Source organism: Ruegeria sp. AG6 (genome assembly GCF_056541565.1).
The window spans coordinates 94,059-120,685 of sequence record NZ_JBQFYQ010000001.1; the positions used below are offsets into that span (position 1 = coordinate 94,059).

The 26,627-nt window shown below is 58.0% G+C and carries 26 protein-coding genes and 3 pseudogenes; 4 read left to right on the top strand and 25 right to left on the bottom strand.

Going from position 1 to position 26,627, the window contains the following annotated elements:
* Window positions 1–2 precede the first annotated feature (2 nt).
* On the bottom strand, window positions 3–932 hold the full coding sequence (locus ACR0I0_RS00435; RefSeq protein WP_170574379.1) for a patatin-like phospholipase family protein: 930 nt from the start codon (window positions 930–932) through the stop codon (window positions 3–5).
* 309 nt (window positions 933–1,241) lie between these two features.
* Between ACR0I0_RS00435 and ACR0I0_RS00440 the strand changes: the two genes are divergently transcribed.
* Entirely contained in the window at window positions 1,242–3,602 is a 2,361-nt protein-coding gene (locus tag ACR0I0_RS00440) for a phospholipase D-like domain-containing protein (protein ID WP_170574382.1), read from the top strand.
* Between the two features lie 2 nt (window positions 3,603–3,604).
* Window positions 3,605–5,119 carry a septum formation inhibitor-activating ATPase gene (locus ACR0I0_RS00445; protein ID WP_170574385.1) on the top strand — a complete coding sequence of 505 codons (1,515 nt, stop codon included), beginning with the start codon at window positions 3,605–3,607 and terminating at the stop codon, window positions 5,117–5,119.
* A gap of 176 nt (window positions 5,120–5,295) precedes the next feature.
* Here the strand turns inward: ACR0I0_RS00445 and ACR0I0_RS00450 are convergent, their stop codons facing one another.
* The 13 genes from ACR0I0_RS00450 to ACR0I0_RS00510 all read right to left on the bottom strand — a co-directional run bounded on the left by ACR0I0_RS00450 (window position 5,296) and on the right by ACR0I0_RS00510 (window position 16,111).
* The gene (locus ACR0I0_RS00450; RefSeq protein WP_170574388.1) at window positions 5,296–6,294 is read right to left on the bottom strand and encodes a TrbL/VirB6 family protein; all 999 of its coding nucleotides are present in this window, start codon (window positions 6,292–6,294) and stop codon (window positions 5,296–5,298) included.
* A 20-nt stretch (window positions 6,295–6,314) separates the two neighbouring features.
* Window positions 6,315–6,491 carry a DUF4177 domain-containing protein gene (locus ACR0I0_RS00455; protein WP_170574391.1) on the bottom strand — a complete coding sequence of 59 codons (177 nt, stop codon included), beginning with the start codon at window positions 6,489–6,491 and terminating at the stop codon, window positions 6,315–6,317.
* Complete coding sequence (locus ACR0I0_RS00460; protein ID WP_170574394.1) at window positions 6,484–7,479, bottom strand: ATPase, T2SS/T4P/T4SS family; 996 nt, start codon at window positions 7,477–7,479, stop codon at window positions 6,484–6,486. Before ACR0I0_RS00460 ends, ACR0I0_RS00455 begins: the two co-directional genes overlap by 8 nt.
* Before the next feature lie 2 nt (window positions 7,480–7,481).
* Window positions 7,482–8,795: a TraB/TrbI/VirB10 family type IV secretion system protein gene (locus tag ACR0I0_RS00465; RefSeq protein ID WP_170574397.1), complete on the bottom strand. Its 1,314-nt coding sequence runs from the start codon at window positions 8,793–8,795 to the stop codon at window positions 7,482–7,484.
* Window positions 8,788–9,483, bottom strand: coding sequence for a TrbG/VirB9 family P-type conjugative transfer protein (locus tag ACR0I0_RS00470; protein WP_170574400.1), 696 nt, complete (start codon window positions 9,481–9,483; stop codon window positions 8,788–8,790). Before ACR0I0_RS00470 ends, ACR0I0_RS00465 begins: the two co-directional genes overlap by 8 nt.
* A gap of 3 nt (window positions 9,484–9,486) precedes the next feature.
* Window positions 9,487–10,137 carry a VirB8 family type IV secretion system protein gene (locus ACR0I0_RS00475; RefSeq protein WP_170574403.1) on the bottom strand — a complete coding sequence of 217 codons (651 nt, stop codon included), beginning with the start codon at window positions 10,135–10,137 and terminating at the stop codon, window positions 9,487–9,489.
* Window positions 10,138–10,141: 4 nt separating this feature from the next.
* Entirely contained in the window at window positions 10,142–10,921 is a 780-nt protein-coding gene (locus tag ACR0I0_RS00480; protein WP_170574406.1) for a type IV secretion system protein, read from the bottom strand.
* On the bottom strand, window positions 10,918–12,066 hold the full coding sequence (locus ACR0I0_RS00485; RefSeq protein WP_170574409.1) for a lytic transglycosylase domain-containing protein: 1,149 nt from the start codon (window positions 12,064–12,066) through the stop codon (window positions 10,918–10,920). Before ACR0I0_RS00485 ends, ACR0I0_RS00480 begins: the two co-directional genes overlap by 4 nt.
* A gap of 143 nt (window positions 12,067–12,209) precedes the next feature.
* On the bottom strand, window positions 12,210–14,576 hold the full coding sequence (locus ACR0I0_RS00490) for a VirB4 family type IV secretion/conjugal transfer ATPase (RefSeq protein WP_170574412.1): 2,367 nt from the start codon (window positions 14,574–14,576) through the stop codon (window positions 12,210–12,212).
* A complete protein-coding gene (locus ACR0I0_RS00495) occupies window positions 14,566–14,844 on the bottom strand; it encodes a VirB3 family type IV secretion system protein (RefSeq protein ID WP_024096577.1) in 279 nt (92 codons plus the stop codon). The genes ACR0I0_RS00490 and ACR0I0_RS00495 overlap by 11 nt, the downstream gene beginning before the upstream one ends.
* Window positions 14,845–14,851: 7 nt before the next feature.
* Window positions 14,852–15,142: a TrbC/VirB2 family type IV secretion system protein gene (locus tag ACR0I0_RS00500; protein ID WP_170449505.1), complete on the bottom strand. Its 291-nt coding sequence runs from the start codon at window positions 15,140–15,142 to the stop codon at window positions 14,852–14,854.
* Complete coding sequence (locus ACR0I0_RS00505) at window positions 15,142–15,720, bottom strand: lytic transglycosylase domain-containing protein (RefSeq protein ID WP_170449507.1); 579 nt, start codon at window positions 15,718–15,720, stop codon at window positions 15,142–15,144. The genes ACR0I0_RS00500 and ACR0I0_RS00505 overlap by 1 nt, the downstream gene beginning before the upstream one ends.
* A gap of 64 nt (window positions 15,721–15,784) precedes the next feature.
* Window positions 15,785–16,111: a hypothetical protein gene (locus ACR0I0_RS00510; protein ID WP_058243064.1), complete on the bottom strand. Its 327-nt coding sequence runs from the start codon at window positions 16,109–16,111 to the stop codon at window positions 15,785–15,787.
* Between the two features lie 193 nt (window positions 16,112–16,304).
* Between ACR0I0_RS00510 and ACR0I0_RS00515 the strand changes: the two genes are divergently transcribed.
* On the top strand, window positions 16,305–16,562 hold the full coding sequence (locus ACR0I0_RS00515) for a hypothetical protein (protein WP_170449509.1): 258 nt from the start codon (window positions 16,305–16,307) through the stop codon (window positions 16,560–16,562).
* A 759-nt stretch (window positions 16,563–17,321) separates the two neighbouring features.
* Here ACR0I0_RS00515 and ACR0I0_RS00520 read toward each other — a convergent pair.
* Window positions 17,322–17,417, bottom strand: a pseudogene (locus tag ACR0I0_RS00520) (IS630-like element ISSpo6 family transposase); the annotation flags it as partial.
* Between the two features lie 10 nt (window positions 17,418–17,427).
* Here ACR0I0_RS00520 and ACR0I0_RS00525 point away from each other — a divergent pair.
* A pseudogene (locus tag ACR0I0_RS00525) lies at window positions 17,428–17,686 on the top strand (integrase core domain-containing protein); the annotation flags it as partial.
* Here ACR0I0_RS00525 and ACR0I0_RS00530 read toward each other — a convergent pair.
* From ACR0I0_RS00530 to ACR0I0_RS00575, 10 genes and pseudogenes are all read right to left on the bottom strand, one after another.
* The gene (locus ACR0I0_RS00530; RefSeq protein ID WP_170449511.1) at window positions 17,683–18,750 is read right to left on the bottom strand and encodes an AbrB family transcriptional regulator; all 1,068 of its coding nucleotides are present in this window, start codon (window positions 18,748–18,750) and stop codon (window positions 17,683–17,685) included. The pseudogene ACR0I0_RS00525 and the gene ACR0I0_RS00530 overlap by 4 nt on opposite strands.
* 9 nt (window positions 18,751–18,759) lie before the next feature.
* A pseudogene (locus tag ACR0I0_RS00535) lies at window positions 18,760–19,020 on the bottom strand (hypothetical protein); the annotation flags it as partial.
* Window positions 19,021–19,169: 149 nt separating this feature from the next.
* Window positions 19,170–19,997: a citryl-CoA lyase gene (locus ACR0I0_RS00540; RefSeq protein WP_170449515.1), complete on the bottom strand. Its 828-nt coding sequence runs from the start codon at window positions 19,995–19,997 to the stop codon at window positions 19,170–19,172.
* Entirely contained in the window at window positions 19,994–21,190 is a 1,197-nt protein-coding gene (locus tag ACR0I0_RS00545) for a CoA transferase (protein ID WP_170449517.1), read from the bottom strand. The genes ACR0I0_RS00540 and ACR0I0_RS00545 overlap by 4 nt, the downstream gene beginning before the upstream one ends.
* Window positions 21,190–22,635, bottom strand: coding sequence for an aldehyde dehydrogenase family protein (locus tag ACR0I0_RS00550; protein WP_170449520.1), 1,446 nt, complete (start codon window positions 22,633–22,635; stop codon window positions 21,190–21,192). The genes ACR0I0_RS00545 and ACR0I0_RS00550 overlap by 1 nt, the downstream gene beginning before the upstream one ends.
* Window positions 22,632–23,327, bottom strand: coding sequence for a hypothetical protein (locus tag ACR0I0_RS00555; RefSeq protein ID WP_170449522.1), 696 nt, complete (start codon window positions 23,325–23,327; stop codon window positions 22,632–22,634). The genes ACR0I0_RS00550 and ACR0I0_RS00555 overlap by 4 nt, the downstream gene beginning before the upstream one ends.
* Window positions 23,324–24,334 carry an agmatinase family protein gene (locus ACR0I0_RS00560; protein ID WP_170449524.1) on the bottom strand — a complete coding sequence of 337 codons (1,011 nt, stop codon included), beginning with the start codon at window positions 24,332–24,334 and terminating at the stop codon, window positions 23,324–23,326. The genes ACR0I0_RS00555 and ACR0I0_RS00560 overlap by 4 nt, the downstream gene beginning before the upstream one ends.
* Window positions 24,331–25,206 carry an arginase family protein gene (locus ACR0I0_RS00565; protein WP_170449527.1) on the bottom strand — a complete coding sequence of 292 codons (876 nt, stop codon included), beginning with the start codon at window positions 25,204–25,206 and terminating at the stop codon, window positions 24,331–24,333. The genes ACR0I0_RS00560 and ACR0I0_RS00565 overlap by 4 nt, the downstream gene beginning before the upstream one ends.
* Entirely contained in the window at window positions 25,206–25,880 is a 675-nt protein-coding gene (locus ACR0I0_RS00570; protein WP_170449529.1) for an arginase family protein, read from the bottom strand. The genes ACR0I0_RS00565 and ACR0I0_RS00570 overlap by 1 nt, the downstream gene beginning before the upstream one ends.
* Complete coding sequence (locus ACR0I0_RS00575; RefSeq protein ID WP_170449531.1) at window positions 25,873–26,622, bottom strand: arginase family protein; 750 nt, start codon at window positions 26,620–26,622, stop codon at window positions 25,873–25,875. Before ACR0I0_RS00575 ends, ACR0I0_RS00570 begins: the two co-directional genes overlap by 8 nt.
* Between the last annotated feature and the right edge of the window lie 5 nt (window positions 26,623–26,627).

Sequence of the window (26,627 nt, forward strand, 5' to 3'; positions counted from 1 at the left end):
AACTATTCCTCATCCAAAAGTAGTTGGCGCACGCCTTTTTCACGTCGCGCAAATGACTCCACGCCTTGCTGGCGTAGGAGATTCAATTTCTTGGGGTCATGCTCAAACATATCCGTCGCCATTTCAGGCTTATCGAAGGTGTCGCTGATCCGAACCGTAGGCACATTCGCGTAAAGCAAGCGCCTAAGCTGATCCATCGAAGAGGTGTTCACTTCAAGCGTCTTTTGGAGCAACTGAACCGGCAGGAAGCTGTTGATCTGCCTGGCAAAGAAGCCGCGCTTCGGCTCAGGATACTGGCCGCACCCTAGGGACAAAAGGTGGCAATTCTCCGGGGCATGACCGAGGGCCACGGTGGCATCAGCAAGCGCGTACAGAGCAGGATTGTTTGCGCAATAGCCGCCGTCGAACAACTCAACGACGTCGCCAGAAGCTGTCTCCAGGGTTTTGATTTCGAAGAAGGGATAGGCGGAGCAAGATGCCTCGATCGCATCAGCCAGTTTGCATCCGAAACCTGGAACGAACGTAGCTCTTCGGCCATGTGCTTGGGTCTCTCGGCTCTTGAAGATCATCGGCGTCTCCAGTTGCCACTTCGTGGACACGATACCGAGTCCGGTCAGAGCCGTATCGAAGCCAGCGTCACCAAACACTTGCCTACCGGTCTCCCGGAGACGTGCAGTTTTGGCCGCGCGGCCGGATGCACGCATGATTGGAGGGACGTGTTCCTTGTAGAGCTCGTGGATTTCACCGACGGAACGGCCAGTCGCCAACAGCGTTGCAATTATGGAGCCTGTGCTAGTCCCGTAGATCAGATCAAACGTTTCGTGGATTGGTTGCGGCAGGAGCGCTTCCACTTCTCGCAGGATACCGAGCGGGTAGAAGCCTTTCGCTCCCCCGCCATCTAAAGTTAGAATTCGACAGACATCACTGCTCATCACCGAAAATCCAATACTACTAAATATAGTGGGGCGGGGTGGCGGTTTGTTCAAGGGGTGGTGTATAATTCGCGGGTAATCTTCACCCGCTCTTATTGATTGTGAGCAACTACAATTTTTCTTCCGTCAAGAGGTACGGCGGCGAAGAGTGCCGCGAACAGAGAATATTTGGCCATACGAGGAGCGACCGGTTTGGGAGGTTGCTGCGTGACCATTCAGTCAAGAGAAGGTCTCCATCGCAAATCAAACATGACCGAAGTAAGGTTTCTACGATAGAGAACAAATTTAGAATATGGCTGAAAGATACCTTTGAAACCCGTTGATCTCATTGCAGCTTCGTCTTGGACACGCGCAGCATTTACAACTTACGCATTAAGTCTGTCCTTCTTTGAAGCGGTAATCTTGGATGCTTTGGTCCGAGGGCGGGCGGGCGGAGCTTTAATCTTATCCGACCCTGAAGGCATACGCGCTGCGCTGAGCGAAGAAGGTGCGCGCCGTGTCGGTCGAGATTATGAAATCGCGCCGGTCGTTCGAAAAGGACCGGGCATTTTTCATCCCAAGGTGAGTGTGCTAGCGCAAAAGGATGACGCTCATTTGCTTGTGGGGTCAGGAAATCTTACCTTTTCTGGTTGGGGCGGAAACCTTGAGGTCATTGAGCACCTTCACCCGAGTTTCGCAGCCGATGCCTTTGATGACACCGCAGCCTTCTTTGAAGCAATCGCGTCTTCTGTGGGCGTTACTACCTCAGCCGGTGGAGCAAGCAGCGAGATCGCCGAAGATCTGCGCAAAGCAGCCAACAAAGGTACTCGTGACGGCCGGTTTCGGTTGCTGCACAGTCTAGACGCACCCATTGCCGAACAAATCGCATTATATTCCGACGACCTTGGCGGTGCGACGCGGATCGTAGTCGCTTCACCCTACTTTGATCTGGACGGGAAGGGGCTGATAAGGTTGGCCGCCGAAACTGGCTGCGAAAACATCCAACTCCACGCACACCCAGCGGGAAGCGTTTGGGGGGGCGCAACACCTGACTGGCCATACGACGCTTTGCAGGAATGGAATGCGGTCGGTGTGCGGCATCTGGCTGGTGATGAGCGACGGCTGCACGGGAAAGCAATCGAGGTCGTTTGCAAGCGAGGGCGGCTTCTTCTTTCAGGCAGCTCAAACGCCACCGAAGCTGGTTTGTTTGGTCTCAACGTCGAGGCGAATGTGCTGCGCGTACAGAGGGATGCAAAGTCATACTGGCAAACCTCTTCTAGCGCGCCGCCCGCGTATTCGCCGGTGGAAGACGAAGAGGCGGATATCGTCGAACCAGATGGAGTCGGTATCCTGTCAGCTAAGCTTGATGGCGATATCATTATTGGCAGTTTGCTGACGCAGGTTAGTGCTGGCATAACTGAGGCTCATCTGAGAAGCCCGCGGTGGGCCGACAAACTAGGCGAGGTTTACGTTGATGAAAATGGTCAGTTCCGCATCAAGGTGAGCGGTGTCGAATTAGAGTCGGTTCAAACCGGACGCCTTATTCTCCGATTAAATCAAGGACCAAAAGTTTGGGAGGGCTTCTTATCAGTCACAATCGCGCTTGAACTTATCCGGCGCACTGGTGCCATGGCAACGCAGCTTGTCGCGATGCTTGCTGGCAACGATACCCCAGCAGATGTTGCCGCAATTCTTGCGTGGTTCAACGAGGACCCAACGCGACTGCCGAATGTACCAGTGAATGACCTAAGCGGACAATCGGCCGAAGGCGCGACTCGAAGCGAAACTTTTGTCACAATCGACGATCTCAGCTCGGCATCTGAAAATGCGCACACCTCAAGAGCAATGCAGGATGCAGGCCAGACCCATGCATGGCATAGAGCGATGGATCTACTTCGCGCAGCATTCGCTCAAAATCGAGGGCCATGGCCAAGTGGCGACGCCACGGACGACGATAACGAGGAAGAGGATACATCGGCGCGATCCAAGCAGATTTCTCAAGACAATAGGAACAAAGATAAGTCGCTGAAATTTTTTGGCGAACTCCTCGGCAAAATGCTCGATCCGGCCGCTAAAGGACGAAATGCTCCGGTCGCCCTGTCGCTGGCCCATTTTCTCACAGATCGCATCCGACCCGAACCAACTGAAGTTCGATCTTGGATCTGGAGAATTCTCAGCCAGATTGTCGCTGTGGAGGGACTAGAAGCCGACATGATCCTTGCCACGGCACTTCTCCATCACAGCCTTTCTCAACACGGCTCAGGAGAAATTGCTGCGCGACGCTTCTTGATCAAACGCGGGTTGGACCCTGAGAACTTGACGGTCGATCCATCGTGCATTTCCGCGTTTGTCGATGTGTTGAACCCTGAAGTCGACCTCATCGCGGAACTCTCGAAGGCGAGCGTAGCAAGAACGATGGGAGAACAGCTTAGCGCTTATATCGCCGCAGCGACCGCATCTGGTCCCGAAAGCGGGTTCGACAGCCTAAAAACCTCTAAGTATTGGCCGAAGCTAAGGAGTGCAATCGAAGACACAGACGAATTCGCTAAGTTCACCGTAGTCGAAGGGCCAACTGACTACTGTCCGCGAAAGCAAATCCGTCTGCCTGCAGTCGCGCGATCGGAGCTGCGCACAGAAGGTGTCACCCGCTGCGATTGCTGCGCGCGCATCATACTCAACAAGGATTGCTAAAAATGCCATCGCTTGAGGACCTACTCGAAGAGACGCGCCAGCAGGAAGAACCACGAATTGTGGCTCCATCCAAGACCGACCTTGGCGGCGTCGACCCTCTTGGCCTGCGGCAGATCAATTTTGGCCTTATGGATCGAGTGCTTCCGGATCTTAATAACGTGGCGAGGCATATCCGCCCCTACGTTGTCATGGCCTGGGCTTGGCGGCGCGTCAGGACGATCGTCGAAACTGGAAAGACGATGGGTGCGAGCGACGCCGAGATGCGGGATTTCGTTGATCGTATTGAAGCGATCTATGCATGGTCGCAATTCCTTAACGACCCCAATACAGATATTCCGGGACGGCAGGCTATGCAGGCCCTCATCTCTGAAAAAAGTTACAATTTCGGAGGTCCCGCGTGGGAAGCGAGAAGGAATATGCGCCGCTATTCCACAGGTTTTATTTCTCCTCTGAACTACGGCCCTAGCCTTCGTACTCTTGGGTGGCTTCTGCCTGTTGAACAAGGATTGGGAGTGTTCCAACCCGACCCATCGTTGGATCCACTTCTTGATAAGTTCGAGCACGCCATTCGCGATGAGCTGGGACACGAAGCATTCAGCGAGTTTGGTGAGGTGAAAGTCAAACGGAAAGATGCCCGTCGCTGGGGTGCGCTTTGGAGATTGCACGATCTTGCAAAGATAGAGAAGAAAACGATGTTCAGTCGGCTTGGCGGTAGCGAGGCAAGCAATGTTCGACGTGAAGGGATTGCACTGGTCATTGCGGCATATACAGACCTCCAAAAGCCCGAGCCTTCAACAGAGGCTATCCGTACGCGAATGGCAGACCTTCCCGAGGCATGGAACAATGAGTCTAGCAGGCCAGCGGTTTCAGATGAATGGCGCACTCTTCAAGTCCGTCAGTTGTTCCGCCTTGCGTTGGAAAGCCTGTTTTTTTGGACCATAGGAGAACTTTTTCAAGGGCCGATGAGAAGTGCTCAGATTGCACAAACATTTCTGACATCAGTGAAGTCAGCTACGGAGGTTCCGGGAACCGCCGAAGAATGGATGCTGTCAGCAAATGCTGAGGACAACCCGGTCGAGCTCCTTCGTCATATACAGGTCGAGTTGCATAGAAGGCCTCGCGACGATAAGCAACTTGCCGCCGCTATTATCTCCGCTTTGGCGTTCTGTCTCATGGAAGCACCAGACCAATCCCATGCGTTTGAAAGTGCAGATAGGCTCCCGCTACGTCGGGCAAAACAAGACGCCGACGCATGGAGTGGTCTGAGACCGGTTGAATTTCTTACTCGGATTTTTGAATCTTGGATTATGGCTCAGCATGCCTATTGGGCAGTAGGTCGCGGACTCGCGGACGCGAGATCGCGCGGAAAACAAATTCTTAGATTGAAGATCGTAATGGATGAAGGTGGGTGGACGCTAACTCCAGGAACTACAAAACAAGGCAATCCGCCTGAGCCGACACCTGATCGACTTGAGACAGCGATTAGCTTGTTGAAAGAGTGTGGGAAGCTGAAGTGAAAAATGGCTCTCTTTTTTTATCGCCTGGCAGCCGCGGACTTGTGGGAATCTCAGCGTTGGTCCTTCAAAGGAAGCGATCCAGTTGATTGAAGGATGATGTGTATTCCAAATGAACGGAAAGCCGAATTGCCTCGCAGTAGTGTTTGTTGAGCGCGATGTTTAATGGAAACGAAACTCTATTCAAGCCGCTTGGCCCGTTCTGCCACCCGCTGAACCATAGAAACAGTCGCACCGCCCGCCTGGCGTAGTCCAGCCCCGGCGATCTCAGCATTTGACCTGGTCCCAAACCGTGCCCGCGCCCGTGACCCTTTGGTGCCAATCAAGCCCTTTGCGAACCCGCCGGGACCGGGAATGCTCGGTGGTCCGGCCATCATGAAGTTGCCTGAGATAGAGCGGACGATCAGCGGGGTGGAGATGATCATGCCGCCTGCGAGGAACATCATCATGAAGAAGGGCACCAGCGCGCCGATGTTGCTGGCTCCGGAGGGATCTCCGAGTTCGGTCATCAGTGAGCGTGACATTCCGACGACGGTAGAAAACACGCCAGCGATTACGAGGGGGTAGAGCGCGTAGGATACCGTGCTGGACAGCCATCGGTGGAAATAGTCCTTGCTGACATCGAACAACGAAAGCGCGATCATGATTGGAGCGATGCCGATCATGAATGCCAGCATGATCTTCGCGAAAATCAGGACAAGACCGCAGAGCGCGCCGATGACGCCCAGTAGGAATGCACCGATCGCGCCGATCATGGCTCCGGCCATCCAATGCATGTTGTCACCGGCGGCGTTCAGGTAGTCACCAAATTCTTCGATGAGGTCGTCAAAGGCCCCGGCAAAGTAGGATGCACCTGCACCGCCCCCGCCAAGCCCTGCCACCATGCCGCCTGCGAGCTGGTCGAGTCCATTTATCAGCGCGCTGGCCACCCCGTTGAACTGGACCCAGTTCATTGCAAAGAGGGAGATGAGCATGAGCTTGAGGACGAACCAGAAGGCGGTCCGCCCATCCATGGATTTGTACTGAAACACCATGTTGAGGAAGACGCCGATCACGGCGAGCGTCGAGGCTACCGCAATGACGCTGCCAAGCTGACCGGCGACGTTGCCAAAGGTGGTTTGAGCCGCGTCTTCCAGAAAGCTGTCGGTTGTCTCTACCATCCAGGTGACGACGCCCATCGGATCTTCCTCGGTCTGCTTTAGGCGTTCGCGCCGGTGCGACGTTTCAGGAATGCCTTCAGGATATGATCGCCGTCAAAATCCGGCACGACCGAGACCAGCTCCCAGCCGTCTTGGCCAAGAGCCGTCAGCTGCGCTTCGATCTTCGGTGGCTTGGTTTTGGCGGTGTTGATCTGTTCAATCTTGTATTCAAACATGGGCTGTTTCCTTTGAATGTGCCGGGTCAACCGGCAGGTAAAATTCGGTGATGCCGCGCGCGCCTTCATGACGACCGGCCTGGATGATCACATCGATCGAGCGGGTGATGTAATCGTTCATGTCCTGGTAAGTCATGGGCACATCGGTTTTTAGGGCGGCGATGGCGAGGCGCTGCACGGCCAGCTGAGGGGTTTCAGCATGGAGCGTGGTGAGTGAGCCACCATGGCCGGTGTTTATAGCCTCAAGGAAGGTCATGGCCTCCTTGCCGCGTACTTCGCCTAAGACAATCCGGTCCGGCCGCATGCGCAGGGTGGAGGTCAGCAGGACATCAGCGCTGCGCGTCGCTTCATCGCGATCAGACATCAGCGTGACGACATTTGGCTGCGTCGGTCGCAGTTCAGCGGCCTCTTCGATCGTGATGATCCGCTCGTCGGTGGGTACAAAGGAGAGGATCTTGCGCGCCGTGACGGTCTTGCCGGTCGAGGTTCCGCCAGACACGATCATGTTGAGCTTGTGGGTGACGCAGAACTTGATCGCGGCGTCGATGTCGCCGGTGGCCACAACATCGCGTAGCTCGGCATTGCGCTTGCGCCTTGCACCCTCGTTGCTGCGTTCTTTGCCAAAGAGATAGGACAGCTCGATCTGTTCCAATGGTAGGTCCGCAAAGAACCGCAGGGAAATTGCGTAACCGCCATCGACGGCGGGGGGCTGGATGACTTGCGCGCGGATGGGGCGGTCGCGGTAGGCGATACTGACCGAAACAATAGGCTTGGTCCGGCTGAGGGTGGTGTTCGCGGCCGAAGCAATCTGATTGCCAAGGTCTTTGATCTCATTGGGTGAGAGCCGCCGATTGACGGACCGCATGAAGTGATCGCCCTGAAACTCGGCCCACAGCGTGCCGTCAGGGTTGATGCAAAGCTCGATCAGCTTTGGATCACGCGCCTCCGGGATCTTGTCCATCGAGCTTTGCAGGTAGCTGGCCGCCATGATCAGAAGATCTCCAGATCGCGGTCGACCATCACGGTGACGCGAGCACCTTGATCGACGTAGATCACCGGCGAGACGGAGAGATATTCGCCAATCACGCTTTGCGCGCTGTCTTGCAGGTCTTCGCCAATACCTTCCAGAACATCAGAGGTGATCTCATCTTCGGTGTTTTGAGCTGCAATTGCAGGCAAGGCTCCGATCAGAGATATCAGGGCGGCGGACCCAAACCGGGTGCCAACGCGGCTGTCGACAAAACCGGTCGTTCCGGAGCGCCCCAGTTCATCGCCACCAAAGGCGCTGATTTCGACGGTCTGGTTGCTGGGCAGAATGATCCGATCCCAGGCGATGGTCACGCGTCGTTGCGCGATGTCGAGGCCAGATTGATATCGCCCGATCAGACGCGCGCCGCGCGGGATAAGGATCCGCGAGCCGTCATAAGCGTGGACATCTTCCGATACCATCGCACGGACCTGACCGGCGAGCGAGCTGTCGATTGCGGTCTCCAGCACAGCCTGGATCATCGCGCCCTGAACAACTGTGTTTGACGGGTTCACAATCACCTGGGCTTGCGTCACCTCAGCAGGTTCGGCGCCGTTGCGGACAAAGTCTGTGTCGCCATCAAGTCGCCGTTGCTGCGCGGCGGTTTCATTGTTGCCGCCTCCGGTGCCGCCAAAGGCGATGATAGGACTGGCGATGCGGGCTTGCAGCTCCTCAAGTTCGGCTTGTCGCCGCCGCTCGAGCTCTTGAAGGCGCAGCTCTTCTGCCGTGGGGCCGGTTGGTGCGGGCGTGCGAGGTGATTCAAGGCGTGCAAGCTCCAGATCGTTCTGCAGTCGCTGGATTTGTCGGGCACGTTCTTCCAACTCTTCGCGCAAAGCGGCCTGAGTCGCAGCGGCCTCACTGCGCAACGCATCGATCTCTGCACCCAAAGTATCCAGCGCCTCCGTGTCGACGGCAGGGGCCTCAGGTGCTGGCGCGTTGCGCAGGGCTTCAAGTTCTTCCCGCATGGCGTCCATTTGCGCGCGCAGCTCTTCTGTTTCGCTGTCTGCTTGCGGCTCCGGCGGCGGGGTTGTGTCTATCGGTGCAGGCGTGGGCTCAAGCGCACCGAAGCCCGGTCCCGCCGCCTGAAATTCATCCGGGGAGGCGGTCTCGAGGCTGTCGGGTTCAGAGCCGCCAGATAACAACAGCAAGAGAACACCAAGGGCGGCGATTGCCCCAATACCCAGGGCAAAAGTGCCAGCCGACGGTCGCGCCTTTCGGTTTTGTGGTTTGCCTTCAAGCGCTTCGAGGCGCTTCTTAAGCTCAGCAGTTTCACTCATTCTGGCTTGCCTCGCTCATCTCTTGGACGCAAATCTCCTCCTCCCCGAGCCTGAGAACCCATCGATCGCTGACACCTGATACGCGGATCACGCCATCAGGTCGGGCCAAAGCATTCACGCTGCGCTCGTTGCCACCGGACCAGCGAAAGATCGCGGGCAGTGGCGCGTTCGCAGCAAAGCGGAAATAAGTGAAGGTGCCGTCGTCCCAAATCTCGCGCGGAGTGATTTCGGACCGCGCGCTGACGCCATAGGCGTGGTTTGCAGGTTGGCTTGCGGCCACACGCGATTGCGATGGTGCTGCTTCGGGATAGGTAAAGCGAATGACATAGAAGGTCGGCGAACTCGCCTCGGTGACGTTGAAATAATAGCTGCGCCGGTTGGTGTAGACCGTGATGTTGGTATGTGCGTCGCGCGTGACGGGCTTGATCGCGAAGGCCTGGCCGCCGGGCACGCCGTCGAGAAGGAAGCCTTCAGTGTCGCCTGCAATGATCGAGCGGATGGTCTCGCCTTGGCCAAACTCGATGCTGGTCACGTGGGTCAGGCTGGTGCGGATGCGGTAGACCTGCCCGTCCTGATAGGTGGCCAGCCGGACACGGGCATCATAGGGGCCTTGGCGCGGCTGGGTTTCGGCGTTGGCTGTGCCAGCAAGCGGTACGAGGAAAGCGAGGATCAGGAAAAGGCGGCGCATGGGTTACTCCAGACGATCCGAGCGGATCGCGTATTCGGTGACGGTGAAGCCGAAAGGGTTCTGCCAGACATCGTCGATCGACCGGCTATTCTCGGGCCGAAACTCAAACATCAGCGTTGCGGTGAAGAGCCCGTTTTGACTGCCTCGCGGTGAATTGAGCCGCTTGCGAAGACGTACTTGGGCACGATTGGCGCTGATGTGGGTAATCGACAGAACCTCGACATCGAGCCGCGCATCTGTGCCGTAGCTGTCGGGCGGATAGGCTTCGTGGCCGCTGGTCCAAAGCGCGCGCAGCCCTGCGGCGGCCGCGCCGTCCGACTGGTCCAGGACCCGCCGCACGCGCACATCATTGTCGAGCTGATTGTACGTCTCTCGATCAATGACATAGCGGTAGACCTGTGCTTCGATGATAGCGGGGCGTTCCGTGAGTGAGACCGCTTCAACCATGGCATTGGGGAGGGCCATGCCGGTTTCGCTATCAAAGGGCACGATCATGGGCGGCGGGTCCACGTCGAGCAGGGCCACGAGGGAGGCGGCGAGGCAACCTGCCATGCCAAACGCCATTCCTGTCAGCCCTAGTTTCTGCCACATGAGCTCGCGTCGTCGTGCGCCGTAGACGAGCTCTTCTTCGATGATTTCTGCCTCACTGTTCATGCGGTCAGTCCGCGCGCAGGTCTGGCAAGGTGAAGTCCATGTAGCGGCGCTCTTCAGCCAGCGTGGCGGCATCGATAACGCCGGATTGGCCAGCGCCCACGGTCTGAATGGCTTCGAGCTCCCACATGCGCGTCATAGCGATGGCAAGTTCGGCGGTGACGCGGGTGTTGTGATCCACGGCTTCCTTGAGCGTTTCCATGTCTGGGATCAGCGACACAAGCTGGCCGACCCGCTCAAGAGATTGCGCGGCCTCGTCATAGCTGTTCTCGGCCGCAGCCGACATCACCGCCCCGGTGCCCGCCTGGCTGGCAATGCGCTCAGACCCCGGATTGCCGCTGCTGGCCATGTCAGAGATGGTATCTTGGTCGAACCCTGCATCCTCCAGGGCTTGCGTCATGCGACCTTCCATCTGTGGGGCCGCGTTGCCAATCAGGCCGCTGAAATCGCCGCTCTGGATTTGCCGGATGGTGCCAAGGAGATCGCCGAATTCTTGGTCCAGGAGCCCGTCGAGATCACCACCCATGGCCATTTCGATGATATCTGTCGCACCGGTCAGCGCGGCGTAGGTCTCGTTTAGTGTGTCCAGTTGCTGCTGCACCAGATCGAGTTGTTCGAGCAGCGTGTCGAGTTGGTCGGTCTGAATTCCGAAATCCTCCAGCATCTGCTGCAGTTGGCGAATTTCCTGGGCGATGTTGCGCGTGTCGACCGTGGGGACACCTTGGGCAGATACGGGTGAGGCAACCAACATTGCGCAGGTGGCAACGGTAGAAAGAAAGCGGATCATCGGAGTGCCTCCAGATCGAATTGCATGAAGTCTTGTTCGCGTGCCTGCGCGGCTGCCATGGCCAGCTCTGCGGCGCTAAGCGGACGGGTATGGGTGGCCTTGAGGCGCGTGCGGATGGCGATCAGGCGGGCGAGTTCAGCCCGCGCGTAGGTGTTGAGCGACATCGCCGCGTGAATGTCATCTGTCTCGCCAATGCGGGTGATGATGTCCCGCACACGCTGCGCAGCCGCTTGCACGGAGACCAAGGAGTAATCGCCATAGACCCCTGCGCCGAAAGAGGTCAGGCTCATCGTGGAGTTGGCAAGCAAGACGGGATCAATGGTGCCGAGCGCATCGACGCCACCGACACGCGCGAGGTAGAGATTGTAGCGCTCGGGGATGACCTGAACGTAGTGCTGGGTCTCAGTGAAAGGGGGTACGCCGCTGTAGCGCTGCACGTTGCCGGGACCGGCATTGTAGGCAGCTAGCCCGTGAATGATGTTGCCATCAAACATGGCCAGCATCTGCGCCAGATAGCGCGCGCCGCCCGTGACCTGGATATAGGGATTTTCATAATAGGCGGGATAAATCCCGAGATCCTGCGCCGTGCCGGGCATGATCTGGGTCAGGCCGAACGCACCAACAGGTGAGCGCGCGCCGATGGTGAAGCGGCTTTCCTGCCAGATCAGGGCCTGCAATAGGCAGCGCCATTGCTTGGGCGACAGACCGGCAGCGCGCACGCCGGACATATGGTGCGTTTCTTGGGCGGCACGAATGATCAGCTGTTCAATCGAACCGGAGGCATCGCCGAACATCTGGGCTGCGCCGGGGTTCGGATCGACCGAACCATAGAGCGTGCCTGCGGCGCTTTCAGGTGTTGAACCCGCTTCTAAGCTTGCTACCAGTGCGCCTGAGTTCCCGCTGGCCAACGTCGTGGCATCAAGGATGTCTTCCAGCGCCTGGAGTTGTTCCTGCTCGAGCTCTTCAAGCTCTTCCTCTTTGGTCAAACGATCCCGCTGCAGTGCCAGATCTTGTTCGCCCTGCTGCAACACGCGCTCGCGCTGAAAGAACATGCCTGCATCAAAGGTGGGCACACCTTGGGCAAAGGCCATTGGCGCGTTGAGCCACACCAAACCCGCAAGGATATGCGGGCGGAGGCTATTCATGCAGCGAACCAATCGGCCCGAGCAACTCGAAATTGCAGTTACTGCGGCTGACCTCGGCAAAGGAGTTGAAGCATTCAGCTTCTGACGGCCGGTATTCCGCGCAGGCTGTCAGGGTCAAAAGGGTGAGGGTTAGAACGCACAGTCTACGCATCAATCTGTCTCCAAAAATCGGGGTTTTGGCGATAATCCGCGCCAACCAGAGCTTCGCCTTTCTCCATGCCACCAAGGATCGTGAGGTAGGACCCAAGGGCGCTGAGATCAGCGTCGATCACCACCGAACCTTGGTCGTCGCGCACGAGCGCCAAACGGGAGTTGCTGCCTGTGCCGAGCAAAACGCTGAGCTCTTTTACAGCGAGGCCCAGCATGGTGTAATCGCTGGCCGAGGCGCGAATGTTGGGAAGCAAGAGCTGCGTCGGCACGGCCTCGACAATCGTTTTGCCGGTGCGGGTCTTTTCAAGCTGGCTTGCGTATTGGGTCATCATCACGACGACCGCGTTCTGTTTGCGTGCTGTGACCAGCCAATTGCTGAGCCGGTCTGCAAAATAGGGATTATCCAGCGCTTTCCAGGCTTCATCAATGATGATCAGTGTCGGTTTGCGATCCTCGATCACGCGCTCCACCCGCCGAAACAGATAGGACAGGACGGCCATGCGTTCCTTTTCGCTTTCGCTGTCGAGAATGCCGGTCAGATCGAAGCCCACGACAGCACCATCAAGCGAGAAGGTGTCCTCAGCGCTTTGCCCGAAGATCCAGCCATAGCGACCATCTGCGGTCCATTCCTGGATCCGCTCAAACAGATCCCCTTCATCCGCCCCGGCCACAAAGAGGGAGGCCAAATCCTGCCAGTTGCGCAGGGCGGCATCGCTCGCCCCGGCGTTCTGGCGCACCACTTCTTGGATGCGGTTGATCTGAACCGGGCTCAGGGGCTTGTCGGCGCGGTGCAGCAGAGTCGCCAGCCAATCAGACAGCCAGGCTTGCCCGCGCCCATCGATTTCGGTGCGCAGAGGGTTGAGGCCGGTTGACTCACCTGCCTTGATAGCACTGTAGCGCCCGCCATTGGCCCGCACGGCCATTTCCATGCCAGCGCGATAGTCGAAGACAAAGACGCGCGCGTCGCAGCGCCGGGCTTGTGTCATGAGGAAGGCTGACAAGACCGACTTTCCGGAACCAGGGCGGCCGAGGATCAAGGTATGCCCGCCGGTCGGTTCTTTGTCCGGCTGCCCCGTCTCGTGATAGTTGAACAGAAATCCAGAGCGTTCAGGCGTCGGGAAGAGGGTGATTGGTTTGCCCCAAGGCACTCTATCACCCGGCTTGCCCAGTTGACCGCGATGTAGCGCCGCGAGATCGGCAAAGTTCGTGTTGGTGATGGCGGCCTTGCGGCTGCGCATCTGTCCGTTGCCCGGATGCTGCGCGAAATAATGGGTTCGCGCTGCAAAGCTCTCATTCACCAGATTTACGCCTTCACTGGCGGCGATATTGCGTACCTCGGCCGCGATGGCTTCCAGCTTTTCCTCGGTCTCAGCGAAAACCGTCACCGTCATGTGATGATCGCCAAAGCTGAGCCGCTTGGATTCAAGATCGTCCAGCGCGTCTACCAGTTCTTCAGCAAGGGAAAACGCGCCGTCATCGCTGGCCTTCATAAGGCGCTGTTGGCGCTTGATCCGGCTGGCCATGATGTTGCTGTTGATCGGCGTGAAGGAATGTGTGACCACCATGTCGACCGGCAGGTTCAGCTCATCGAACATGGTGCAGCTGGTTTTGGCTGGGTAAGTCTTGATCGCAAAACTGGTGCCAAACCGCTTGCCCGCCGTCCCGTCGTCGAGCGCAAAGCCGCGCCCCTGAAACGTGACGCGGGTGTTGGCTACATCTTCGGCAATGACACCAAAGCGGGATTTTGCGAAGAGTGGTCGCTCTTGGCCGATGTTGAGTGCCCCGAGGAACCCGAGTAGCTCGCCGCATTCAGCGCCGAGCAGGCGCGGGTTCATCTCTGCAAAGGACGATAGCAGAAACCTGACGACCTCTTCGAGCTTGCGCAGTTGCTTGGCTGTCTGGTCTTTCAGCTGTGCGATGGAGTCTGAACGTTTCAGGCGCAGCCGCGCGCCGAGGGGAGGACGTTTCAGTACCGTGAGCGTGAGAGTCTTGTCCCGCAGGCCTCCCCGCGCCATTGCCATTTGCCAACGGCTGTCCAAGGCTTGGGCAAACCCCTCGTTGGGCACTGGTGGCAAGGTGGTCTCGATCGCTTTTGAGACCTTGTGAATGTAGAAACTGTACTCTGGTCCGATCTGCGCGATGATCGCCGCGAAAAGCGCGCGGATCTTCTCCAGATGCGCGTCATCGCTGGTCATGCTGTTGACCCCATCGAGGCGGAGGCATTGGAACAAAGCATTGCCGCGCGTGCGGATCGTCACGTCATTCACCAGGCTGACATAGGGCAGCATGCTGGCCATCGGGCGCTCTTTGCGCGCCCAGTCTGGCAGCGTTGCAAGATCATCCGAAGGATCACGGAGCATAGCTGTCCCCCGAATGGATCTTGCGGTTCGGGGTAGGCGGCGTTTCTTGCAGGGCAGTGACCATCACCTCAAGAAAGGCCGGATCCCAATCCGCCGCTTTCCACAGCGCAGGATAGGCCAGAGCGGCAATGATGATCACCGGCCAGCTCTGAACCCAAAGAAACAGCAACACAAACCCGAAGAGCCAAACCATGGCATACATGATCGGCAAGCCGATGAGCTTTGGCGGCCGGATCAGGCCCAGGAAGAGGCGGGTTTGCGTTGCCATGTCAGATTTACGCGCCCCAGATCGCGGTCACGATGGTCGGTGCAGCCGCGATCCCCGCAATGGCGACCAGCACCCAAAGAGCCTGGCGGAAATCCAGAATGCCGAAGAGCCAGGAGAGGAACACACCGATCAGGGCCAAGGTGCCGATGACTATGCCCAAGGGGCCGGTGATCGTGTCGACAATGCCTTGCAGCAGGTTTTGCACCGGGGAGAGGTCGATGCTTTGCGCAAAGGCGGGGTTGGCAAACATCAAGCTGACCAGAGCCAGCGACAGGATCGTGCGGAATTGAATGTGCATCAGGAGGCTCCAGTCAGTCGGTCACGCACAGCCATGACCCGGCGCACGTGGTTTTGGGTTTCTCGGTAAGGAGGGATGCCGCCATAGCGCGCGACCGCGTCTGGTCCGGCGTTATAGGCAGCGAGCGCGAGTTCGGGCGTGCCGAACTGCGCCAGCATCATCAGAAGGTAACGGGCGGAGCCATCCAGATTGGCCTGCCAGTCATGCGGATCGACGCCGAGCTGCGCGGCCGTCGCTGGCATCAGCTGTCCGAGGCCGATAGCACCTGCGGAGCTGCGCGCATTCGGGCGATAGGCGCTTTCAATCTCAATATTGGCTTGGAAGAGCACCTGCCACTCCGTCACGGACAGGCCAGCGCGGCGTAGTGCGGGGTGTCCGCCATAGCGTTGCGCGGTGCTTTCAAGGGCTGTGAGGATCTCGGGGCGGGGAACCGCGCGGGTGGATGCAGGAGGCGGATCTTCAGGCTGAGGCGCTGCGAACACGATCAGCTCTGATGGGTTTGCTCCAATCCCGTCGACATAGCTTTGCGCAAAACCTGATTGGGGGGATTTGGTCTCCAGCTGGCCATCGGCTCGCATGGAAAGCACGAAGCCTTCGGAATAGGCCGGGGCAGCTAGGAATGCTGCGAAGACGGCAAGTGGCTTAGCCCGCGTCGTCCAACTTGTGAGAGGCGATCTTGCCTTCGAACATGGGGATCGAGACGATCGAAACACCAAGCCCGGCGAGGAAGCTGGATAAGCCGTTGATTGTCTTAAACTCTCGGGCCGCCATGTTGTTACGCGCGGTGACGAGCAGGCGACGCGTCTCGCCATCTGGCGAGACGCAATGCACGGTCCAAACTCCGGACCACTGAGCACCTGTACGTTTGGGCGTAACCCGGCACACAACATCCGCCGAATGACCCTCGGCAAGTAGTGTGCGCAGCCCGTCTTCACTGACAACATTAGGGGCGTCTTGCATCAAATTCATAGGATCGAGCCTTGCAGAATTGTGCATTAGCCCGGCAGTCCCTCATGGACTACCGAACCGATACAATATTATAATCTTGCAATCAATAGGTGCAATTTGAGTTATTGCGCCCTTCATGCGTTGAAACAAATTTACTGCAACGGAGTGGCTTAGCCAAGATAATATGGGGCTTTTGAAACAAACATGGGCGGTTATGGCCGTTCTGAGCTGGGGGTCTGCCGCGATCGCGGGCAGTTGCCTGCCGCCTGCGCCGCCCTGGATGCCGACCAATGCCGATCATGTTAGGGCCTTTGCGGACCTTTTGAGGCGGGATGCGGAGACGTATTTCACCGATGTTGAGCAGTACTTCCGATGCCTAGATCAGCAGCGGCGTGAGGTCTTCGAACAAGCGCGCGAGGTCAGTGGAGACTATGCGCGCGTTCTGGAGTTCCTGGACGACCTGAGGAAATGATACCCGTCCTCACGTAGAGAAAGCTGCCGTTCAATAAGGCTGCCGCGAAGGTCGCCAACGCGGACTTTGCCGACATTCCGTTTTCGGCCTTCGCTGTTGCAGCATTGCTTCGCGCATGCGACGTACACGTCGCTGCGATGCAGCCCGTTTCACCAAAGCAGCCGCTCAATCTCGTCTTGAGACGCCAAATCAAGAAAAACCCCTTCGCAGCACGGAGCCGGAATCAGCGAGGCGTGGACAAACTAGATTTTCGTTGCTGTCTTTGCGATGGCTGTTTTTGCGGAATCCAATCGAGGGCTTCTTTGGTGGTTAGTTCCGATATCTGGTGCATGGGATTAGGATGAAATGTTGCAAACAATCGCCCATTTCATAAGTCCGTAAAGGCGAGAAGATTTGCCACGCAGAGGACACCTGTCAGCAAGATCAAACCCCATGGGCTCTGATTATTAAACCCATAGGCTGGATGACGCCGAAGAAGTTCATTCAGACCGACATGGACGATGGAGAAGATTGCCAACCCGAACCGGATCGCATTTTCCTGGTTGTCGTCTCCGCCCCGAGGCGAACGGCAAAGGCCGTTCGCCGATTGGTTTGATGTCAATCTTCTCCGCGATGCTAAGGGCATCTTCGTGCTCGACGCCCAAGTATAGAACTGTGCTGTCGACCCTCGTATGACCAAGCAAAAGCTGGACTGCGCGGAGGTTCCCCGTTTTGCGGTAGATCTCCGCAGCTTTTTGTACGGCGCATCGAATGTGTGCCGTAGAGGTCGCAAATTTCAGCGACTGCGTCGAACATCACGGTGAAGGTCCGCGCCCCGATCCTACGCAGGTGTGCTTTGAGCTTTGAGAAGGCCATCTAGATCGGGTTCACGGCCAAGGACACCCGCATCTTTGCCCGCCAGCTAGGGTTGAAGCCCTGCTTCACGCCGGTGGCCAGTCCGCAGTCCAACGGCTTGTGAAGACGCTCAAGCGCGACTACGTCCGTGTGAACCCTTGCCTGATGCAGAAACCACTTAGAAATTGATAGGAGACTGGATCGAAGACTATAACGAAAACCATCCACACAGCGGCCTGAAATGGAAATCGCCTCACGAGTTCTTCAGGGCCAAAACCGAAACCGCTTAGGTGTTCGGTGAAACGGGGGCAGGCTCATCCCGCACCCGCGCGGCCATGAACGGGATGAGCACGCTCAGAACCAGCAGTCGGCCCACATGGCAGGCTGCGACAAAGCCCGGGTTGGCGCCAAGCACCGCCCCCATGACTATCATGGTCTCGAGCCCCCCGGGTGCAAAAGCGACCAAAACATGGGGCAAGGGCATATTCAAAAACATCGACACTGGGACCGCGAACCCGACAGAAAGCGCCGTGGTCAACACCGTGATCGCCACCCCGCCGCCCGCATATCGAAACAGCATCACAGGTCTTGTGCCGCCAAAGCGGCAGCCAATTAGTGTGCCCATCAGCACCAAACAAGCCATAGTAATTCTTGGCTCAAGAATACCGGGAGAGAGATCTGACAAATGCCCCACAGAGGAAACTAGCATTGCGCCGATGAGGAGCGGCGCAGGGACGCGGAATCGCTCCAGCACCCAACCTGCGATTAGAGACAGAACGACCAACGCCGCGATATAGCCTGCGCTCAGAGTATCCCCATCCGGGGTCATGCCCTGAGACAGGTCCAACCCCATCAGCGCTGCGAGCGCCGGAACTGCTAGTGTTAGCAGCAGTACCCGTACTGATTGTACAACAGTTACCTGCGTCAGATTTACGCCGTGAGTCTCGCCCAAGGCTATCACGAAACTTAGGTGGCCCGGTGCAGACGCCAAAACCGCACTGCGCTGATCAAATCCGAATCCATTCACCAACAAGGTGCGGCACAAGATCATGGCCAGAACCAGCATGATTGCCAATGCCACAAAGGCAAGCGGCCAACTCAGCATCGCAGCTGCCGCCTCTGCATTCACGCCGGCCCCAATACCAATTCCTATAAACAGGAATGCGATGTCGCGCAGCAGCGGCGCAATACCAAGGCGCATCCCGAACAGCGACAGGACCGAGACCAGCACCGCTGGTCCCGTCAGCATATAGAGCGGGAGATTAACCAAGTAGCCAACCAAAGCTCCGGCAGCACCAACCGCAAGCGATAGAACCGAGAGCCCGAGGGCTGGCAATGTTGGCAGTGTTAGCATGGCGTGTCCCTATCTATTTTTCCACTTCTTTTGGAAAGTGGAAAGCCTGCCAGCTGCGTCGGCGCATGTCGGGTTTGAAGTAGGTCCAAGGGTCCCCGTGGGCAACGGGCCTTTGTTCCGACTGCCTTGCTGGGTCTTCTCCCAGGCGTGTACCAGGATGCCCACTGACCGAGACTGGCAGAACAGCCCACGCGCGAGTTGGGCTTTAAAGCCAAGCTCGGCGTAAATTGCGGCGGTCGCGCCATCGATGTTCATAGCGATTACGCGACCTTTGATACCTGACAGGTGCCCCTCGATCTGCGGTGCGCAGCCTGGCACAGGCCACAACTTCAACCGCGTCATATTTTGCCAGTGTTTTAAAATAGATGTCGCTGATCCGACCGCAAACGATAACTGCGGTCTTCAGAGGTTTCATCGGTTTAGCTCTCCGATTTGACACCAATGTATTCCGGCAGATACCGCGGGGGCATTGGCCCTTTGTTCCGGCCGCCCTGCTGCATTTGTTCCCAGCCATGAGACAAGACGCCTACCGAGCGGGAGAGACAGAACAGACCGCGGGAGAGCGGGGGTGGAAAGCCCAGCTCGCAAAAGATAACAGCCGTGGCCCCATCTATATTCATTGCGATCTCAGTACCGCGCTTGCGTCCGATTTCCGCCTGAACCGCCTCACCGATGTCGGCAAACCGCCCATCCACCGTACCAGACTTCGCGGCCTCGCGTACCAGCTCCATCAACCTTGGTGCGCGGGGATCGACGGGTTTGTGGAACCGGTGGCCAAAGCCCGAGACAATTTTGCCATTTTCCTCACGCCAGACGGCGATACCGTCGCGGACGGCAGCGTCCTGTTCGGCGCCGTCATCGATCCGTTTGGCGACGTCGAGATAAAGTTCGGCGCATTGTTCACCAGCGCCGCCATGCACGTCACCCAACATGTTGACCCCGGTGGCCATGACGTTGTTGAGCCCAAGCCCGCAGGTCGCTGCCATGCGGGCGGCAGCTATCGAAGGCGCTTGCGGACCGTGATCCACGCCCGCCACCAGCGCACATTCAAAAAGTGCCGCCTGTTCTGACGTGGGCATATCGCCCCGCACCATGAGCCAGATCATCTGAGCAAAGCTGACATTTCCTATAAGGTCCTGGATCGGGTGGCCGCGAAAGGCGATCCGCCCTGGCGCCATGTCGATAATTGCGGTGCGCCACCAGTGGCGCATGTCATCGGCATCTTTGCGTCCTGCGGTGTCCGTCATATCGCGCCTTCCTTTGCCAGTTTTTCAATGTCTTCCGGTGAAAGCCCTAACTCACTCCAGATTTCAGTGTTGTGCTGCCCCAACGTGGGCGGTGGCGCATCGACGGTGGGCGCGCTGCCGTCCAGTTTGATGCCGGTCGTGGCGACCTGAATGTCTCGTCCGACGCCGGGTACATTTTCAAACTGGCCAAGAAATCCGCGGTCTGCAACCTGCGGCATTTCCAGTACCTCCGGCACTGTCAAAACCGCTCCCGAGGGCACGCCGATACTATTGAGCTCCTTGGCCCAGTCGCGCGGTGGTCGGGTCTTTAGCACGGCCTCAAGCTCCGTTTTCAGAGCCAGCCTGTGGCGTTTGCGATCCTCACGCGTGGCATATTCAGGACGTTCGCGCAACGCGGCCAAACCCAGGTGGTCAGTCAGAAGCTCCCATTGCTGGTCCTTGTTGGCGGCGATGTTGATCAACCCGCCCTTTGCCTCAAACGCGCCGGAAGGCGCCGAAGTGGGATTCTCATTGCCGTTGGCGGTCGGATTGACGCCTGCGATCAGATAGTTCGACACCACCCAGCCCATTGTCGCCAGCACCGATTCCAGCATCGAAACATCAATGAACGTACCGCGCGGATTGGCGTTTAGAGCAGATGAAATCGCGAATGCTGCGGTGATACCGCCCACCGTGTCTGCCACCGGATACCCAACGCGCAATGGCGCGCTTTCGCCACCGCCGGTGATCGACATCACACCCGAGGTGCCCTGGATGATCTGATCATAGGCCGGGCGGCGGATCCACGGGCCCTCCTGGCCAAAGCCCGAGATGGCACAGTAGACCAGCGTCGGATTGACCTCTTTTAGGGTCTCGTAGCCCACGCCAAGGCGCTTCATGACACCGGGCCGGAAGTTTTCCACCACAACATCTGCCGTTTCGACGAGTTTTAGAAAAATCTCTCGGCCCCGTGCGTTCTTCAGGTTGACTGTGACCGATTTCTTACCCGCGTTCTGGGCCAGAAAAGACACACCCATGTTGGCCTTGTTCAGCTCTGGGTCAGCCCCCAGTTGGCGGGCGAGATCGCCCCGCCCAGCGGCCTCAACCTTGATAACTTCGGCCCCCAAGTGCGCCAAGTGGTGGCAGCAGAACGGACCGGCCAGCACATTGGTCAGATCAAGAATGCGAATGCCCTTCAAAGGTGCCTGCGTCATTATCCGCGCCCTTCGTGTACAACTTTGGCTGCCGTGAAAAACTCGCGGCAATAGCTGCCTTTTTCCGGCGCGCCATAGGATGATCCTTTTCGGCCGGTAAATGGCGCGTGAAAATCCATGCCTGCTGTGGGCAGATTAACTTGTATCATGCCTGCCTCGGCGTTCTGTGTGAAATGTTCGATCTTGGCCGCATCCCGCGTGACGATGCCCGCTGACAAACCAAATTCGCAGTCGTTGGAGGTAGCAAGGGCAGCATCATAGTCCGACACGCGCAATACAGCGGCGATGGGTCCAAAGATTTCGTCCCGCGCCACGGCTGCCTGTGGTGACACACCCGTAAACAAGGCCGGAGCAAAGTAATGTCCGGGGGTTTTGGATCTGACTTCGCCGCCACCTGCGGCAAGCGTTGCGCCTTCATCCATGGCTTGAGAAACGTATCGTTTGTCGATAGCCAGCTGCGCCTCGCTGGCCACCGGGCCAATCTGGGTTTCTGGCCCGCGCGCATCACCGATCCTGAGATCTTTCATGGCCGCACAAAGACGGTCGACAAATGCGTCGTGAATTCCCTCAGTGACGATCAGGCGGGACGACGCCGTGCATCGTTGCCCGGTCGAGAAAAAGCTACCCTGTAAAGCGCAGTGAACCGCCAGGTCCAGATCCGCATCATTGAGGACAACCAGCGGGTTCTTGCCCCCCATTTCAAGCTGCATTTTGGCCCCGCGGGCGAACAGCGCAGCCCCCATATTGCGACCGACAGGTGTGGAGCCGGTGAACGTGACCCCAGAAACTTTGGGGTGTGAAACGATCGCCTCCCCGACCTCACGGCCTTTGCCCATTACAAGGTTGAACACACCCTCGGGCAGGCCCGCACGGGCAATGATGTCGGACAACATCCACGCAGAACCGGGCACCAGTTCGGCAGGTTTGAACACGACCGTATTGCCATAGGCCAGAGCGGGCGCAATTTTCCATGCCGGGATCGCCAGTGGGAAATTCCAGGGCGTAATCACGCCGACGACGCCGATCGGCTCGCGTACAACCTTAAGCGACACACCTTCGCGCAGAGATTGGTAAGCGTCGCCCGTAGCACGATACGCCTCAGACGCGAAATATTTGAACAAATGCCCGGCACGATGCGCTTCGGCCTTGGCCTCGGACAGGGTTTTGCCCTCTTCGCGGGCCAGCATGTCGCCCAGTTCGTCCACACGGGCAAGGATTTCCGACCCAATCCGGTCCAGTGCTTCGAACCGGACCAGAGGCGATGTCGCGCGCCATTTCGGAAAGGCGGCAGCCGCGGCTTCGATCGCTTCAACCGTCTGGTTGGCACTTGCCTGCGCGTAATTGCCAATCGTGTCATTCAGGTCAGATGGGTTGATGTTTGGAACAGCATCGCTGCCAGCGGCCCATGTTCCGGCGATATAGTTGGGAAAGGGGTCTACAGTCATTGCACTTCCTCAAGAACTGGTCGCCAACCGATATCTTCATGCCGGTGGTCTACAGTGTTCACATAAAAATAGGTCGGGCCGTGATAGCCCCGGCATACCCGCCCATCGGCACGGTTGGCGACAGGTTCGGCGGTCCAGCTGACCGCCCCGAACCAATTCCACAAACGGTTATGAGGTGAGGTCAGGTGATCCGGGCGAAGCGGGGCTGCACCATTGGCTGGGTCCGGTTGGGGCGCGTTTGACACGGCGGCACCGCCCACCAACGCATCCCATTCATTGGGCCCAGTCGCACCCTGATAGGGGTCATTTCGGGGCGTATCACCACCGGTCAGCAACCGGCATCGAAACGTAGTGCCATCGATGGACACCTCTGTGCCATAGACATACCCGGCATCGTCCAGATCCTGCCAGCTAACGCGGCTCATTAGCATCCGGTCGGCCACCAGATACCGGGTGCCTCCCTGTTGAAACACATGCCAGTTCAGGCGTTTGGTCGGGTCTTTTGGACTGTCAGTGAGCGCCCAGTTGTCCCAATCCGGGTCATGTTCAAATTCCGGGAGGTTACCGGGTTGCAGACCCTCGTAGGGGCAAAGCGCTGCAAGATCCGTGATCCAGGGTCGGGTTGCCGGGGCAAGGATTTGCCCTACATGTGATAGCCCACCCAGTTGACGGGTTCCGATATAGTCCATCATTGCTCTGTCACCAGCCCTTTCAAAGGTCGAGTGCGGAAGCGGCGCAGAACCCGGAACAGCATTTCCGCCGAAAGGAATTCCGTGCGCTGTGAGGGATCAAGCGGGGGTGAGACCTCGACAATGTCCAACCCGCCCAAGGGGGCCTCGGCCAGTCCATCCAGCAGATCGTAATACTGACGCGGTGTAATGCCGCTATGCACGATGGAGCCTGTGCCGGGAAGGTAGCCCGCGTCCATCGCGTCGATGTCGATGGACAGATAAAGCTCGTCACAGCCCTGCATGGCATGCGCAAAGGCCTGGCGCATCACCTCGGGCGCTCCGAGTTTTTGCACATCGCCAGCTGAAAACACCCGACCGCCCTGTTCTTCGATGAGCGCGAGATCACCGCCATCGACCCAGCCCGTGATGCCGATCCAGACCATATTGGACACATCAATGTTGGGCAGTTCAGAAATCCGGCGTGCATTGGTTGCGTGGTTGTGGCTGCCCCACGCGCCCAGCCGGTCGGAGAAATCCAGATGACCGTCGATCTGGATATAGCCAAAACGCGCGTTTGGTGCACGTTTAGCCAGCCCGCGGGAATAGCCCAGACAGGCCGGGAAGCTATTGTAGTGATCACCACCCAATGCCAGAGGGATCGCCCCTGCAACGGTCAGCGTTTCAGTCATTGTGGCGATGGCTTCGGTCGTTGCATCAACGTCTTGCGCTGTGATCTCTGCGTCGCCGCAATCGATCAGCCAGTCGGTCGCAGGCACGGTGCGGCGGCTTGTGTCTGGATCAAAGCTGGCTCCCTGCGGACGCAAAGATTGCAGAAGACTTGTCGCCCTGCGCAATGCTTCGGGGCCGAACCTTGTGCCAAGGCGGCTGGAATGTGTCCAGTCGCTCGGCATGCCCACCACGCCGATCTGATCCGCATTGACGTCGGTCACGTCACGCAAAGGCCCATCAAACAGCCGATATCCCGGTTGAGCCAGGGGCGGGTGGAATGTTGTATTAGCTGCAGTCATGTCAGTACATTTTCCTTGGAAGTTAGGCGACCCGGATGCTCAATCCCAAATCCGAGGCGCGCATAGATAAATGCCAGAAGAGCCGTAACCATCAGTCGTTGGCCAACCTTCACCACACCCATTCCGGGCCTGTTCGGGTTCAGACCGGTCAACATGATGGCACTGACCTCGTGCTGACCCAGAGCGCTGAGCCATTGCACCACCGTATCCAGATCAAGCCCCCCCAAACGGGGCCGATCACACAGCGCGCTGATCGACGTTTCAAACACCGAGAGATCAAACCGCACAAACAGCGGCTTTGATATATCCCGCCACCTTGAATACGCTGCAAGCTCCGCAGCAGTATCCAAGCTGCAGGTCATACCCGCCCCATTTGGCAAGGGTGCCACATGAAAGTCGCGCGCATTATCTGGCGTACCGCCAAGCTGCGCTGTCTGACAATGAGGCAGCGCGCTCTGCACTGTCTCGGACATGCGATCCGACCCACCCAGTATTATGGCGCAGGCACCATTGCGGCTGATCTGACGCGTTGCTGCTCTCAATGCCGCGTGGATCGCGTCCTCAGACCCTGCTGCTATATCTCCGAGGTCACAGAGCCGCTCGTGCAGACCGTCGGTACTGATGTCCTGACGTGCATCGACATCTACCGGGTGACTGAATTGTGGGTTTGCATGCCAACCGAAATAGACCGAGGTTTCGCGCAACGCACGCGGCGCCAGGGACTGCCCGGCATGCGGCGCGCTGGTGTCTTCAAACGGGACGCCCAGCACTGCCAGATCGCCGGGCCTGACTTCTCCGATTGCTTTGGTTTGTGCGCGCATGAACGACAGTTGCCCTGCCATGCGCGGCAATGGGGCCGATCGTAAAGGCATCAGCCAGCTCCTTTCTCAAGACGCTCTGTCACCGCCTGTAAGATCGCCAGCGCGGCGCAGGTTTCAGTTCTGCCACGATCGTCCAACGCCGGGGCAAGTCCGAAAACTGCTGCGGCGGTGACATTGCCTGGGGTAGTGTCAATTTGCGCGATCATCTGTGCAGGTGACATCCCGGTCAGGCGACGTGGGTGCGACACCCATTTGCCCGCAAGCTCTTGTAAATCCACAGAAAGGATGACCGGTTGAGCGTGAGACAATTGCCCCGCAACGCCCCCTGTGACCGGAATAACAGGAACATCCGCACCTGTGACTTTTTGTGTCGCGATGCTAAGCGCCTTCAGTCCGCTGGAATCTCCGCCAACCAGCACCATCCGCGCACCGGTTTCCAGAACCGCCTCGCATTGCGAGACAATTGCGGAAAAATGCTTATCCGGCTCAAGCGGAAATACATTCACGTCCCCCAGGTCAATGGCATTCGCGGGGGCCTTTCCGGGCCGGGAGGCGTATCGTAATTGCCTCGCGAGGTAGCGTTGCTCTGCCGCTGGTCGGTCGAGATTGTCACAAAAATATCCTGCTACCGCGACTTGCCCAGGCACGAGGTCTTCCAGATCGCCAACAGGCATGCCCAGAAAACTGGGGATCCCGTCAAACTGTATTTGCGCCGCATCACCCATGACGCAAAGCCGCGTTCAGGGTTTCAATGGCCGCCAATTCCGACATGCCACGCGTGTCGCGGGCAGGCGCAAGGCCAGTGATCACAATCGCCTGCCAGCGGCAGGACATTGCCCCAATGACGGAAACCAAGGTTTCGGGTTTCATTCCGCCGGGGTTAAGGCCGATAGCACCGGCTGCATGCCCCAGATCAACGACCGATATGTCGATCCAGAGAACAGTGCGCTCGGGCGTGTCAGAAAAGTCTGCGTGCCCTTCATCCAACCGCCGGGCGGTACGCCAATCCATCGTGCGCTGAGCGATCTGATCCCAAACATCGGCAGGTTGCCCGCCATTCAAACCCACCCAAATCGTGTTTGCTGGTCGTTCTGTAAGATCACGCCGAGCCAGTGGCATGGCCGCGACAACCGGCAGATCAGGCAAGGCCCCCAGTACAGCAGAGGCGACATCAGACGCGCCACCCAGAACGACGGGCACAATGCCGCGATCCACCATTTGCGCCACAAGCTGTTTCAATACGCCGGACCAATCGCCCGACAGGTCCAGATTACCCAGATCCCGGCCGTTTACAGGCAGGCTAGTTCCAAGCTGTCCGGTCATCTTGCGCAGCGCATCCGGTGCCAAGGAGGCGCCGGAACGTGGCCCGCTATCGACTTCGCTTGGAACACCCAAAAGCCCGACAGATCCTGCATCGCATTGCGAAATCTCGCCAAATGGCAGGCCAGCATAACCAGTTGTTATCATTTGTT

Bases quoted from the DNA above. Each gene is read 5' to 3' on its own strand.
- ACR0I0_RS00435 (WP_170574379.1), bottom strand. From the start codon at position 932: ATGAGCAGTGATGTCTGTCGAATTCTAACTTTAGATGGCGGGGGAGCG.
- ACR0I0_RS00445 (WP_170574385.1), top strand. From the start codon at position 3,605: ATGCCATCGCTTGAGGACCTACTCGAAGAGACGCGCCAGCAGGAAGAA.
- ACR0I0_RS00450 (WP_170574388.1), bottom strand. From the start codon at position 6,294: ATGGGCGTCGTCACCTGGATGGTAGAGACAACCGACAGCTTTCTGGAA.
- ACR0I0_RS00455 (WP_170574391.1), bottom strand. From the start codon at position 6,491: ATGTTTGAATACAAGATTGAACAGATCAACACCGCCAAAACCAAGCCA.
- ACR0I0_RS00460 (WP_170574394.1), bottom strand. From the start codon at position 7,479: ATGGCGGCCAGCTACCTGCAAAGCTCGATGGACAAGATCCCGGAGGCG.
- ACR0I0_RS00465 (WP_170574397.1), bottom strand. From the start codon at position 8,795: ATGAGTGAAACTGCTGAGCTTAAGAAGCGCCTCGAAGCGCTTGAAGGC.
- ACR0I0_RS00470 (WP_170574400.1), bottom strand. From the start codon at position 9,483: ATGCGCCGCCTTTTCCTGATCCTCGCTTTCCTCGTACCGCTTGCTGGC.
- ACR0I0_RS00475 (WP_170574403.1), bottom strand. From the start codon at position 10,137: ATGAACAGTGAGGCAGAAATCATCGAAGAAGAGCTCGTCTACGGCGCA.
- ACR0I0_RS00480 (WP_170574406.1), bottom strand. From the start codon at position 10,921: ATGATCCGCTTTCTTTCTACCGTTGCCACCTGCGCAATGTTGGTTGCC.
- ACR0I0_RS00485 (WP_170574409.1), bottom strand. From the start codon at position 12,066: ATGAATAGCCTCCGCCCGCATATCCTTGCGGGTTTGGTGTGGCTCAAC.
- ACR0I0_RS00490 (WP_170574412.1), bottom strand. From the start codon at position 14,576: ATGCTCCGTGATCCTTCGGATGATCTTGCAACGCTGCCAGACTGGGCG.
- ACR0I0_RS00495 (WP_024096577.1), bottom strand. From the start codon at position 14,844: ATGGCAACGCAAACCCGCCTCTTCCTGGGCCTGATCCGGCCGCCAAAG.
- ACR0I0_RS00500 (WP_170449505.1), bottom strand. From the start codon at position 15,142: ATGCACATTCAATTCCGCACGATCCTGTCGCTGGCTCTGGTCAGCTTG.
- ACR0I0_RS00505 (WP_170449507.1), bottom strand. From the start codon at position 15,720: ATGCGAGCCGATGGCCAGCTGGAGACCAAATCCCCCCAATCAGGTTTT.
- ACR0I0_RS00510 (WP_058243064.1), bottom strand. From the start codon at position 16,111: ATGAATTTGATGCAAGACGCCCCTAATGTTGTCAGTGAAGACGGGCTG.
- ACR0I0_RS00515 (WP_170449509.1), top strand. From the start codon at position 16,305: ATGGCCGTTCTGAGCTGGGGGTCTGCCGCGATCGCGGGCAGTTGCCTG.
- ACR0I0_RS00530 (WP_170449511.1), bottom strand. From the start codon at position 18,750: ATGCTAACACTGCCAACATTGCCAGCCCTCGGGCTCTCGGTTCTATCG.
- ACR0I0_RS00540 (WP_170449515.1), bottom strand. From the start codon at position 19,997: ATGACGGACACCGCAGGACGCAAAGATGCCGATGACATGCGCCACTGG.
- ACR0I0_RS00545 (WP_170449517.1), bottom strand. From the start codon at position 21,190: ATGACGCAGGCACCTTTGAAGGGCATTCGCATTCTTGATCTGACCAAT.
- ACR0I0_RS00550 (WP_170449520.1), bottom strand. From the start codon at position 22,635: ATGACTGTAGACCCCTTTCCCAACTATATCGCCGGAACATGGGCCGCT.
- ACR0I0_RS00555 (WP_170449522.1), bottom strand. From the start codon at position 23,327: ATGATGGACTATATCGGAACCCGTCAACTGGGTGGGCTATCACATGTA.
- ACR0I0_RS00560 (WP_170449524.1), bottom strand. From the start codon at position 24,334: ATGACTGCAGCTAATACAACATTCCACCCGCCCCTGGCTCAACCGGGA.
- ACR0I0_RS00565 (WP_170449527.1), bottom strand. From the start codon at position 25,206: ATGCCTTTACGATCGGCCCCATTGCCGCGCATGGCAGGGCAACTGTCG.
- ACR0I0_RS00570 (WP_170449529.1), bottom strand. From the start codon at position 25,880: ATGGGTGATGCGGCGCAAATACAGTTTGACGGGATCCCCAGTTTTCTG.
- ACR0I0_RS00575 (WP_170449531.1), bottom strand. From the start codon at position 26,622: ATGATAACAACTGGTTATGCTGGCCTGCCATTTGGCGAGATTTCGCAA.